This is a genomic window from Rhodopirellula maiorica SM1 (assembly GCF_000346295.1).
GTDB classification, from domain to species: Bacteria; Planctomycetota; Planctomycetia; order Pirellulales; family Pirellulaceae; genus Novipirellula; species Novipirellula maiorica.
In genome coordinates, this window is sequence record NZ_ANOG01000178.1 from 1 (window position 1) to 12,445 (window position 12,445).

Sequence of the window (12,445 nt, forward strand, 5' to 3'; positions counted from 1 at the left end):
TGATCGTTGTAGCGGCGATCGGTCTGGCTCTTGGAAATGAATCCGTCGACCGATTTCACTAACCGAGGCAGCGAGGTTTCGAACTCGCTATACGTCTTGACGATCAAGCCAAGCGACGTGTTGTAGATGATCCGCCGTTTTGTTTTGTTTTTTTCAGCGGACTGTTCGGCCAATTCTTCTTCGTCTGTTTGTACAGTCGAATTCGTGATGTTCGCCAAACTTTGTCCCTGGCGACTCACCGCGTCTGCGGTGGCGGCGAGATCCGATTCGCTCGCTGAGGATTCGATCATGTCCAACTTGCCTGCGAATCGCGAATTTGGGTTCTCACCACAACCCACCATCATTAGGGCAAACGTGGTGACGATCAGCAGGTAATTCGAGGAAATGTGGGGGCGAATTGGCATCGTGATGCTCTCTCGATTGTCATGGCAAGTTCAATACGAGCACCCCCAACGCGGGAGCGTCAAAGGTACGACGAGGGACTCGGCCCTACGGATTTTAAAAAACGAGTGAAATCACAAAGAAGTTACCGGTTTTTTCACGCTGAATGATTGGGGACTTGGGTGACATGCAGAATCATGCTGGGTTAAAACCCACGGCAAGCACGTTACAGCACCGCCAAAACACACACCTCCGAACACATGCACCATGATTGATATGACACTTGGCCGAAGTCTCCGTTCCATCCTCGTCACCGGATGTCTTGTTCTCGCGTTATGTTCGGCGTCATCCGCAAACGCACAGCAAAATCAAGCTCATCATTGGGATTTTTCACCCGCGTTACTGCAAGGGACGACGCTTTCCGCTCGCCAAGGCGAATCCCGTTTAACACTGCCCAATTCGGATTCGATCGACAAGGACGCTCCGTTTGGATGGATCAAGAACGCATCGAGTTTCATTGAAATTGACAAGCCCAATCAATCCGCAGTCCTTCCGAAGTCGGCATTCAGCGTTGCTGCGTGGGTTCGGGTGGACAAGTTTTCCGATTGGACCGGAATCATCAGTGCCATCGAAGACAACGGCGGCGAGGAATACGGATGGATGCTGGGGCTGCAGGGCCGCTCGTTCACCTTTGCGTTGGCAAGCACCGCGTCAGATGACGGAAACGGACTATTGACGTATTGCAAAGCACCGCTGTTTAGCATTGCTGGTCGCTGGTCATTGGTGAGTGCGACCTTTGACGGTGATACCATGCGATTGTTCGTTGATGGCAAAATGGTCAATCAATCGTCACAGCAAAAAGGCGACGTGCTGTATCCCGACCAGGGCGTACGGCTGGCCATCGGTGCCTATGTCGACCGCGATGAAACGCATCCGCTGAACGGACGCGTTGGCGAATGCTGGATTACTGACGAGGTGTGGTCGCCCGATGCGATACAAACTCTTTACGCCGCCGGACGCGATCGATATCCCGATGCACCGCTGATCGACCACGACCCACTCGATGGGTTTACCATTCGCTCCTTCGAAACGCGCCCCAAGCGCGATACGAATTCGGATCGCTTGCCCAACGCACAGCTGATCGCGCCGGCGGGCGACACATTTATGTATCCGGCTCGGCCTGTGGATGCTGCGATTTCCGATAACAACGACGTGATTGCGGTCAAAGACAATGTCGCGGTGGTGTTCTTTGATGCCAAGACGTGGAAAGTCATTGACCGTTTGCCCTTTCCCGATGGAGGTGCGTCGATGCATGGGATCGCTTTTGCCGCGGATGGAAAGACGCTGTGGGCCACCAACGCGCAGCGGTCGTTGTTCGAGGCGATCAAGAAAGCCGACCGGTGGATGTGGTCACGCGTGATCGCATTGCCAGGTTCCGACGGTGGGCACTCGCATCCCTGCGGCATCGCTCACGACGCGGATCGTGATCGTTTGTACGTTTGTTTGTCACGCAACAACACGGTGGCGGAGGTCGATTTAGATACGGGACAGCTATTGCGAGAAATTCCGGTTGGTGTCGCTCCCTATGACGTCGTGCTGTTACCCGATCAGCAGGCTTTGATCGTCAGCAATTGGGGAGGCCGACATCCACGCGATGATGAGAAATCAGCACCGTCCAGTGGCACTGAGGTGTTGGTCGATGATCGAGGCGTCGCCAAGAGCGGTACGGTTGGACGCGTTGATTTGACATCGGCAGTTCAAGTTCGTGAGGTCCACACAGGGCTGCATCCCGCCGACCTCGAGCTCGCTGCGGACGGCGAAACCATTTACGTTGCCAACGCGAACTCGGACACCGTTTCCATGATTCGCACTTCGGACATGTCGATACTGCAATCGATTGTGGTACGTCCAGACCCGAATTTGCCGTACGGGTCCGCCACAAATGCGTTGGCGTTGTCCGATGACGAGCAAACGTTGTACGCCGCCAATGGTGGAAACAATGCGGTCGGCGTGCTGAAACGCGACGACTCGGACGCCGCCTGGAATTTGGCCGGATTCATTCCTACAGCTTGGTACCCTGCGGCGTTGGTGTTCGCCAACGATTCAATCTACGTCGCCAATACCAAGGGAATCGGATCGCGGAACAACACCGACCCCAATAAATTTAGCGTCAAGCAATTTTTAGGCGCTGTGTCCAAAGTCGCAGTACCAACGGAAACCGAGCTTGCTCGATACAGCGAAGAGGCGCACCGGCTGATTCAAGTCCCTCGGATGTTGCGGCAACAAATCCGAGCCTCGAAAACCAAGGATGTCGCCCCCGTCGCGGTTCCCAAACAAATTGGACACCCTAGTTTGATCAAACACGTGGTTTATGTGATCAAAGAAAATCGGACTTATGACCAAGTCTTGGGCGATTTGCCGCAAGGCGATGGTGAGCCCAAACTATGCGATTACCCTCGCGCGATCACTCCCAACCATCATCGTTTGGCGGAGCAATTTGTACTGCTCGACAATTTCTACTGTAACGGCGTCAATAGTTCGGACGGACACTCGTGGGCGACCGAAGGTAATGTCACCGACCACTTGGAAAAGTCGTTTGGTGGGTTCACACGAAGTTACTCGTTTGGGGATGACCCGCTGAACTACAGCAGCACCGGATTTATCTGGGACAACGTTCTGCTACACGGTTTGAGTTTTCGCAACTACGGCGAAATGGATTATGCAGGTACCATTCCCGCAGATGCGTCATTTAGCCAAATCTATGACGATTTCAAATCGGGCACCCACAAGATTGGATTTACCAAATCGATAGGCATCGAGACGCTGGCACGATACAGCTGCCCCACCTATCCCGGTTGGAACATGCGGATTCCAGACGTCTTGCGTGCCAAGGCATTCATTGATGAATTGCAAGTCGCCCAGCAGAAAGGGGAATGGTATGACTTTATGATCGTCTATCTGCCACAAGACCATACATCGGGGATGTCCTCAGGAATGCCTCATCCGCAGGCTCATATGGCCGACAACGACTTGGCACTGGGCCAAGTGGTCGAGGCGATTTCGAAAAGCCGCTTTTGGAAGGAAACCGCGGTCTTTGTCGTCGAAGACGATCCGCAAGCCGGTTACGACCACATCGACGGACACCGCAGCGTATGCTTGGTCTCAAGTCCGTACATTCGGCGTGGAGCCGTCGTCAGCAGTTTCTATAACCAAACTTCGGTGCTGCATACCATGCAGCGGATTCTGGGATTGCCGCCAATGAATCAAATGGATGCTACCGCGCCGATCATGTTTGATTGCTTTCAGGACACTCCCGATCTAACTCCTTACGAATCCGTAGTTCCCGAAACGCCGCTGAACAAGATCGTTGTGGGACCGGAGGCTTATCCCGAAAATATGAAAAAATGGTTCGTCGCGACCGCCAACGAAGATTTCGAGGGCTTTGACCGTGCGGACGAAGACACGTTAAACCGGATTTTGTGGCATGCCGCTCGCGGTGACGATGTGCCATATCCCGCCGAATGGGCTGGCGCGCACGGCCGCGGACTGAAGCAACGAGGACTGATCATCAGCGAAGAGGATGACGACGATTGATGCGGATCGATGGCCACATGACAAGCTGATGGCGAGCTGATGACGAGCTGATGACGAGCTGATGACGAGCTGATGACGAGCTGATGACGAGCTGATGACGAGGGCGGTTTGCCGGACATGTCGGCCCCCCTCGGAGTGAACTTTACTCGCTACAAGCCGCATAAGCGGTTCAAAGTACCGACCAGACGAACTGATTCGCACCGTTCAACCAGCTCAGCCGCGTGCCGCTGCGAATCACATCGCATGCTTGGAACTGAGTGACTCTCGTTTTTGCGACACGAATTCTATCGCTTGAATTTGCGGATCGCTTTCCGACGTCTTTACCGCTTTCGACTTAATGCCCACGTCCATTCCTTCTGCCGTCAATACGCCTCAGGACCAATCGGCTCTGCCGATTGCCGCTGCGTCGACGTCCGCTGCGCGGCCGGAGCATGTCGTGGATGGGAAAATCATGATCGTCGATCATGAACCGGTAAACGTGTTGGTTGCCAAGAAACACTTACAAGCGGCCGGATACAGCAATTTTGAAACGACCGTCGACACCGCTAACGCATTGCAGTCGATTATCGCGGCGGGCCCCGATGTCTTGCTGCTTGACGTCAACATGCCAAATGCGAATGGCATCGACATCCTGCGTGAACTACGCAATCGACCCGAATTTCGTCATCTTCCCGTTTTGATCCTGACCGCAAACGACGACGCCTCGGTCAAACTATCTTGCTTGGAACTTGGCGCTACGGACTTTTTGATCAAACCCGTCGATCCGATGGAATTGGCACCTCGGGTTCGCAACGCGTTGCAAAATAAAAGCTACCAAGACCAACTACAACATCACACCGAAGACCTCGAGGAAACAATCCAGCAGCGTACCGCGGACCTTGAAAGGTCTCGTCGCGAAGTCATTTATTGTTTGGCTCGCGCTGCCGAGCTGCGTGATAATGATACCGGTAATCACGTGATTCGGGTCGGTCGTTTCGCGGGGTTGATTGCCGGCCAACTGGGGCTGCCCGATTGGTATGTCGAAGACATCGAATTGGCCGCCCAGTTGCACGATGTTGGTAAGATCGCGGTTCCTGACGCGATTCTGCTGAAACCCGGTCGTTTGATGCCAAGCGAATTTGCCGTGATTCAAACCCACGTCAAATTGGGGCACCAAATCATCAAACCACATACGATCAACGACGGTAGCTCGCGGCGGCGATCGACCTACGAAGAGTGTCCCATCGAGCGCGACAGTGGTTCACTGATGCGATTGGCCGCCAGTATCACCCAGACGCATCACGAGAAATTTGACGGTTCCGGCTACCCACTTGGCTTGGCCGGTGAAGACATTCCGCTGGAAGGCCGCATCACTGCGGTGGCGGACGTCTATGATGCGCTCGCATCGGAACGTCCCTATAAGAAACCAATGCCACGCGAGAAGTGTTTTTCGATCCTCCGTGAGAGCCGCGGCACACACTTTGACCCTAATGTCTTGGACGCGTTCTTTGCTGCGTTGCCCGAGATTTTGAAGGTCCAAGCCGAGTATCGAGACCACTACCAGAATGAGGCCCCGCCCGAGTCGACAAACGCGCCCGAGTCGACAAGCGAATAGGGGGGAGATGATTTAGCGGCTACCAGCTGTCCTCGACCAGCAGTTCTCCGTCAGCACGGTCGCCCAATTGCGTAAACAATTTAGGGTCAATGTTTTGACTCAAAAATCGTGTCGACCCATCGGCGAAACCAAAATTGCCGCCCCCTTGGTGCGAGCTGCCAAAGCCACCGACATTCAGTGATCCCAATTCAGAATCTTTTTGCAGGCTGAGATCAAGGAAGCGATTGGGGCCTTCGATTTTCGATCCTGTGTTGCGAAGCGTCGCTCGGGTACCAGAGCACCACCCAAGTGAATTGCGATAAGGAATCATTTCGCCAATCAAAATGGTTTGCGAGCTGCCGTCGCGAATGTCGCTGTAGCGTAAGCGACTGTTTAGAAACAACATCCCATTGTTGTCCGAGTCGATCGGTGCCTCGACGGAGTGATGGCAGCCGGCATAGTTCGACAGCGCCGCGTATCCCGGTTCCGTGCCATCGTCCAATGGTATCGTGAAATCGGATTTCGCCGACGGAAAGGACGGGCACAAGTACGTCGGAACGTTTCTTACCCGCACGGGACTATTGACCGTCGCATAAACACCGGCTTCTTGATCAAAATGCTCGAACAAATTTTGTTGTTCAATGAATGGCAAGATCTGCACCATCCAGCTGATGTGTTTGCCAATCGGCTCGTTCCGCACGGGACCGTTCTCGCTGATCACCCCGGCAGGCAAATGCTCGTGACTGAAATCGTGATGATGCACAGAGAGTCCGATCTGCATCATGTTGTTCAGGCACGCGGATCGACGAGCCGCCTCGCGGGCAGCTTGAACCGCGGGCAACAGCAAACCCACCAACACTCCGATGATCGCGATCACGACCAACAGCTCCACCAGAGTAAAGCCGCTACGCAGCGGGCTGCCTATGGATTCCCCTTTCAACGCGAGTTTTCGAGTTTGACAATCGGGCGTTTTCAACATGAGATGGTTGTTTGATCGTGGATGCATGGTTTTACTCTTCGTTGATGGATGGGGAATGAGGAGTTGGTTTTGAAATTTGAAACGTGAAGCTTTTTTGAGTTCGGGTCGCGATTTCCATCGCGGGGCTGGCCACCGATCTAGCCAAGGTGGCAACCACGTTTACCGATACGACGTTCGCTGAGGAGTCACTGCGTGTGGTCGGTTCGACGGTAATTTCGACGGCAGCTTTGGCAAACTGCGTGGTTTCGAAGGCGGGGATCCAATGTTCACCTTCGTATTTCTCATCCGCAGTCATTTGAGAGATCGCCCGTTTGATCCCTGCATCCAACAACCATTCGGTTTGGATCGCCTGGTGTCGACACCGGGTTTCACGCTGTGCCCGCACCGCAGATGTCACGCTGGTTATTACCAATGTGGAAACCACGATCAGACAAACAAGCGTACAGATGAGCACGACACCTCGATGTTCAGTTCGGCGGCGGCGACAACCTGACCTGGGGCTGAGAGCGAAAACGGGATTCATGGCGACTCCTGGTCACGTGTCGAAGAGGCCTCGTGGGCGCCGAGGCTTATCGTGCTGCGGTAACGACCGACGGCTGCGGTTATTTGCCGTTCCAAACGATCAGCGTAGCGGGTTTGATTCGAAACGAAGCTTATTTCAAGTGTCGCACGCTGCTGTGTTTGATTCGCAGTCAATGTCGCGGTGTAGGATTCGGCGAGAGCGTAATTCTCGCGTCGCACCGTGTTTCCATCGCGGTACTCACTGCGAGTCACCTCATTTGCATCGCTTTGATACGCCACCCGGCGTCCGTCGGTTGTCTCGACGATAAAGAGATCCGCGGAACGATGGACGTCGTCGCTGTGATGCACATCCCATCGAAACTGTTCGACTAAACGTTGCGAATCACGGTCATGTTTTGCTCGCTCGTTGCTAACTCGCGACATGGTCATCGTTTGGTGAACCAAGCCCATGGCGAGCGTCATCAGCGTGCTGCCCGCCGCCATCGAGACCACCAATTCGATAAGTGTGTGCCCTTTTCGTTGACGGATCATTGATCGTTCTCCCTATTTAACCAAGCGACCAATCGCAGCGGATCGGGGTTTCCAACGCGTTTCCAATTGATCGATAGATGCAATTGGGCGTCGTTGTCGTTGCGTACGATTTTCGCATCCATCACGACATCGGGAAGTAGCGTGCGGGCGGCTTCGGAAACCTCGAATTCGTCCGCTTCTTTTGCGATTTCATCGATCGGCAGCTCGACCAACCGCTCCATGTGATTGGTCAATTCATCGAGTGCCAATTGGCGATATCGCGTTTGTTGCCACAATCGACCGCAGCGCACCGTAATCGGAGCCACGACGCCTATACCGCTAACCAACAACGCCGCGGTGACCATCAACTCAAACAACGTAGCCCCGCGACGCTGATGATCACGTCGATGTTTGTGACGAGGAATGCTTCGGATATATATCATTGTCATAGTTGAAAATGAGGTTTCGATACGAACTGGGTTAATTGAATCAGGAACTCAAAGAACCCTATGCACACCAGCACGACGAGGGATGCGACCAGGATGATCAAAACCGGATGCACAAGGCTAAGCCACTTATCGCAACGACGGTCGAATTGCTCACGTTTCCACTGTGCCAAACGACGAAGCATCCATCCACTTGCCGATTTCGAATTTAGTCGCGTGATCGCACTGGCCTCGGCCGATGTGATTAAGCGTGCTTCGGCTAGGCTGTCCCATAATTCGGCACCCTGTTCGACTTCGTTGCGAACCAATAACAAGCGTTGACGAATGCGTGGATCAAAGTGATAGCGAGCAAGCGTCGACACCGCGGCTGGCAAGGGACGCCCCGCATCGACGCTGTCCGCCAGCATCCGCAATAGCTCGGCGTTTCGTCCCATCGCGTTTGCAGAAGGGAATGAGCGACTCACTGTTCTCCGGACCATGCGAGCAAATGGACTGAAAACAAGTACAACCGCCAACACAAATGCGATACCCAACCAAAGGCTGGCTCCAGAGACGAACGCGCTGACGTTATTTAGCAGATGTAGCGATGCAGGGATTACAAAATCGCCGTCTGGATCGGCAACTTCGCTGACCATCACCAATAGCATCGGAACCAAGCTGATCAGTATCAGCAATAAGATCGGCGTCATTACCACCGCGATGATCGACCCGTAAATCAAAATCTGACGCAAATGTGCTTGGCGGCGATTTCGCGGTTCGTCGTGTTGTTGTGCCATACGGGCCAGCGTTTGTGCCAGCGTCCCATTCTGGGTCGCGACTCGGATCATCAACACGGCGTCCTGGGTGAGCACATCGGGTGTCTGCTCGAGTGCCTCGATCAACGAACTGCCCTCGCCAAGACGCTTCGACAATCGAAGCAATCGCCAACGATAAAATCCACGGTGTTCTTGTGCTAAATTTCCCACGATTCGGGAGATGTCCAGTCGCTGAGACATTGCCACCGCCAACATTCGTATCAACGATTGTTGACACATGCTGCGGGTATCACTGGGCCACCAAGGAACCAACTTCCACCGCCGACTCCACTTGTACCAACGATTCAAAATTGCGTCGATCATCAGGTCAATCCCGAAACAAGACTAACGAGAGGGGTGAAAAGTGAAAACACGACAAATGCCACGACGGCGGCTACGGCAAGCGTGGCGAGCGGCGAAGCGATGCCACTAAACCAATTGACTCGCGAGCTGGCACGCTGGCGATACATCGCCGATATTTCATGAAGCAAAATCGTATTAGGCTTGGCGTCCGGTGCGACCGAAAGTGCATCGATGACGTTCGCAGGCAATTGATGCGCGACCGAGGATTCACGCAACGGCAATGAACCTTGATTGACATGATTGGCTAGCTGGACGGCGAGATTGCGAAGATGCCGGTTTCCGCACGTCTGGCCTGCGAACCACAACGATTCGGGCAGCGAAGCGCCCATCTCGAGCATCTCTGCTAGCTGGCTGACAAGCTTGGCCATGGCGGCCACGCTGCCGGTGTTTCCGGCCGCGAAACGCCCAAACAAACGCAAGCCTAATGAAAAATGCATGGATAGCTGGTAAATACCGATAGCGGCGACGACGATTGCCGCGATAACCGCCAATGAAGCCAACGACGCTGTGGTAATCGCCTCACTAAACCAAACCAGTAACCGTGTTGGCGCTGGTAACCGCAAACCGAACTCGTCGTACATCTTGGCGAAGGAGGGAACCACGGTGAAGGCCAATACCACCAACACAATGACTGCAAGTAGGATGACGATGGTTGGGTACAACATCGCATAGCGAAAATGTGACCGCGAATCGGCCTCGGAATTCGCATACGCAATCGCGCTGACCATCTTTGCCGCCGGAGAAGACTCTTTGCGTGACACGCTGGCATGAGTCAACCAGACTGCGGTCGCTGGATCGCTCAATAACGCGTTTGCAGAAGCTCCCTCACGCAACCGCCGCACCAAAAGGGTCAGTTCTCGGCGGCTTCGGCCACGTGGCATCTCGTCCGCGAGCGCCGCAAGTACCGCAATCAATTCGTCACGCTGCAGCAACATATCTTCGACTTGTTGGCGTATCGTCGAATCGGGGGATGGAACATAGATGGGCATTGCAGATCGTGATCAAGGAAGAAAGTTGATACCGGGCAGACGAGACATTGCCGGTGATTGAGGTGCAGCGTTCTAAGCAAGGGTTAATACTTTGAGAAAATGAATCCAAGGCAGAAACAATGACAAGGCGTAGAGCAGCACAATGATTCCTCCCACCACGGCGGTGGCGATCGAGGGGACGAGAAATCGCCAAACAGTTGCCAATCGCTCGGCCTTTTGCCGATACATCGCTGCAATGAAACGAAGCACTTCGCTGCGAGATTGTTCGTCGACGCCCCCACCGATTGCCCACTGCAGCAGCGGTGCGGGAACAACGCCGGTCCCAGGTTTTGTCTTGTTGGTTGGTTCTGCACCGGTTCGAATGCCACAAATAACCAAGCTATCTGGCATTGAAACACCCTGGTCGTATAGCGTCGCCATCTGCTCCGCTAATTCTGAATTTGTGACTGCTCGGCGATAGCCTTTGCCGCCTGGTATGGCGGACCAATCGACATGATCCCGGTACCGTCGCCAAAACCACCAACCAATGATCCCGAGGATCAGCAACCCGGCCAACCAAACGCCCATCGATTCACGTAATGCCTCTAACAGGGAAAGCACGGAACCTTCCTGGATCCCCATGTCTTGGTAAAACGATTCGAGTTGTGGAGTGGTGAATGACAGCGTGAATACAAACGCCATCAAGGCTAAAAAAACGACGATCGTTGTTTGGAACAACCATTGGCTAATATTTCGTTTTAGCATTCGCTGCGAACGTGCCATCGCCGTCGCTGCATCCAACGCTGCTGCTGTATCTCCGGTGCGCAATAGCAGCAGTAGCGATTGGCGATATTGAGGCGAAATCTCTGAATCGTCCTCGATCGCCGCTCGGATTGAATCACCCCGCGCGACCCGCACGCCGATTCGAGCGTGCAACTGCGACGTTGTTTCTTTGACGGATTGGCGTGACCCACTACGAGCGATTGCGATAGGCATGCCGGTACTGGCAATCACCACAAGCTGTTCGTTGAAATCGACAATCTGATCAAACTCATTCACTTGAGGAGACGTTCCGTGAAAAAGAAAGGAATGGGAATTGTGGATTCAATATGGATGCAAGTGCGCAGCATCCCTATGACGTGACGAACAAGCCGAACCTGCGATGTTTCAATCGACGGCAATGATGACGCGATTCAGCGAGGCAAGCGGAACCGGTTTGCCTGACTCTGGCGTAGTTGGCTGAATGCTTCGCACATGCCCCACTGAGGCCCAATGTCGGATCGTTGTGAGAGCTCCGCAGCCTTGCGCTGCACCTCGCCTGAGGTCGTTCCGCTGAACCGAGATTGATAATCGCCTAGCAGTTCGACAAAAGGTGACGCGAGGCAGAACATGAGTAAGACGCAGACGAAAAATCCGCCAACCCGTCGCTCCAAAGCCGTATCGTCACAAGCGTTTCGTGCCGCTTCGAGTGTTCGAGGTCGCAGGTCTTCGGAAACTCGGACGTAATTGCCCGCAGCTCGAACCCGCTGTTCAATTTCATGCAGCGAATGGTTTTCGCCATCGAAGCCGGCGTCATGATGCGACTCATTCATAGGAGACCTCCGCATCGTTGGCGTACAGCTTGCCCGCTAATTTTTCAATCGCGTAGCGATAGCGACTTGCCGCCGTTGACGGAGTGATTGCGAGTACCGAAGCGATCTGAGCAAACGTCATCTCTTCCCAGATCTTCAGCACGACCACTTCACTTTGTTCCGCCGGCAGCGTTCGCATCGCGGCCCAAACGGCGCGATGTTGATCTTCGAGTTCAACCGAATCGACCACCCGCCGCGTCAGCAAATCGGTCAAATTTCCTACCAGCGACCAGCGTTTTTTGCGTCTCAAGATCACAAGTGATTCGTTGCGAACCATGCTCAGCAAATAGCCCCACGGCTGTTCAGCAGCAGCAAGTTTTTCGGGTTCGACGGCAACGCGAACCAGTGCCGTTTGCACCGCGTCTTCGCCATCATGTTGATTTCGCGTGATCGTCGTGGCGTAGCGAACCAGCCGCGTAGCGGTCAAATCGTACAATCCCGATAATGCCGGAGCACTGCTTTCGGCAATACGTTGGGCATGCAGACGCACGCGTTCGGAAAAGGTTTCAAAGTTAGCCATCAGACCTAAGGATGCGCGACGGCCGCCGATTTGTCTAATGTTTCAGAAAAATTCGCGATTTATTCTTCAGGCGGGCAAAGCGTTTCACTCAACCTCTATTGTCTTACTCGGCAGGCAGGAGCCTGCGGCGCATTGGGTTCCCAGGCCGGAGCCTGGGAACCAGG

At 54.0% G+C, this 12,445-nt stretch carries 11 protein-coding genes and 1 pseudogene; 2 read left to right on the forward strand and 10 right to left on the reverse strand.

The features are described 5' to 3' along the window. Positions 1-404 (reverse strand): annotated as a pseudogene (locus RMSM_RS05395) (DUF4349 domain-containing protein); the annotation flags it as partial. A gap of 244 nt (positions 405-648) precedes the next feature. Here RMSM_RS05395 and RMSM_RS05400 point away from each other — a divergent pair. Together RMSM_RS05400 and RMSM_RS05405 are read left to right on the forward strand one after the other, a co-directional pair. Next, the gene (locus tag RMSM_RS05400) at positions 649-3,975 is read left to right on the forward strand and encodes a LamG-like jellyroll fold domain-containing protein (protein ID WP_008692683.1); all 3,327 of its coding nucleotides are present in this window, start codon (positions 649-651) and stop codon (positions 3,973-3,975) included. Positions 3,976-4,312: 337 nt separating this feature from the next. Next, on the forward strand, positions 4,313-5,569 hold the full coding sequence (locus tag RMSM_RS05405) for an HD-GYP domain-containing protein (protein WP_008692684.1): 1,257 nt from the start codon (positions 4,313-4,315) through the stop codon (positions 5,567-5,569). A 19-nt stretch (positions 5,570-5,588) separates the two neighbouring features. Here the strand turns inward: RMSM_RS05405 and RMSM_RS05410 are convergent, their stop codons facing one another. The 9 genes from RMSM_RS05410 to RMSM_RS05450 all read right to left on the reverse strand — a co-directional run bounded on the left by RMSM_RS05410 (position 5,589) and on the right by RMSM_RS05450 (position 12,281). Beyond that, positions 5,589-6,527, reverse strand: a complete 939-nt coding sequence (locus RMSM_RS05410) for a DUF1559 domain-containing protein (protein WP_008692685.1) — start codon at positions 6,525-6,527, stop codon at positions 5,589-5,591. A 31-nt stretch (positions 6,528-6,558) separates the two neighbouring features. Then, positions 6,559-6,981 carry a hypothetical protein gene (locus tag RMSM_RS05415; protein ID WP_040764233.1) on the reverse strand — a complete coding sequence of 141 codons (423 nt, stop codon included), beginning with the start codon at positions 6,979-6,981 and terminating at the stop codon, positions 6,559-6,561. Positions 6,982-7,046: 65 nt separating this feature from the next. Then, positions 7,047-7,580, reverse strand: coding sequence for a PulJ/GspJ family protein (locus RMSM_RS05420; RefSeq protein WP_008692687.1), 534 nt, complete (start codon positions 7,578-7,580; stop codon positions 7,047-7,049). Continuing rightward, on the reverse strand, positions 7,577-8,002 hold the full coding sequence (locus tag RMSM_RS05425; RefSeq protein ID WP_040764234.1) for a hypothetical protein: 426 nt from the start codon (positions 8,000-8,002) through the stop codon (positions 7,577-7,579). Before RMSM_RS05425 ends, RMSM_RS05420 begins: the two co-directional genes overlap by 4 nt. A gap of 2 nt (positions 8,003-8,004) precedes the next feature. After that, positions 8,005-9,123 (reverse strand): type II secretion system F family protein, encoded by a 1,119-nt coding sequence (locus RMSM_RS05430; protein ID WP_008692689.1) that lies wholly within the window; start codon positions 9,121-9,123, stop codon positions 8,005-8,007. Beyond that, the gene (locus tag RMSM_RS05435) at positions 9,123-10,151 is read right to left on the reverse strand and encodes a type II secretion system F family protein (protein WP_008692690.1); all 1,029 of its coding nucleotides are present in this window, start codon (positions 10,149-10,151) and stop codon (positions 9,123-9,125) included. Before RMSM_RS05435 ends, RMSM_RS05430 begins: the two co-directional genes overlap by 1 nt. Before the next feature lie 72 nt (positions 10,152-10,223). Continuing rightward, positions 10,224-11,189: a type II secretion system F family protein gene (locus RMSM_RS05440; RefSeq protein ID WP_008692692.1), complete on the reverse strand. Its 966-nt coding sequence runs from the start codon at positions 11,187-11,189 to the stop codon at positions 10,224-10,226. Between the two features lie 134 nt (positions 11,190-11,323). Next, positions 11,324-11,722: a hypothetical protein gene (locus tag RMSM_RS05445; protein ID WP_008692694.1), complete on the reverse strand. Its 399-nt coding sequence runs from the start codon at positions 11,720-11,722 to the stop codon at positions 11,324-11,326. Beyond that, complete coding sequence (locus tag RMSM_RS05450; RefSeq protein ID WP_008692695.1) at positions 11,715-12,281, reverse strand: RNA polymerase sigma factor; 567 nt, start codon at positions 12,279-12,281, stop codon at positions 11,715-11,717. Before RMSM_RS05450 ends, RMSM_RS05445 begins: the two co-directional genes overlap by 8 nt. Between the last annotated feature and the right edge of the window lie 164 nt (positions 12,282-12,445).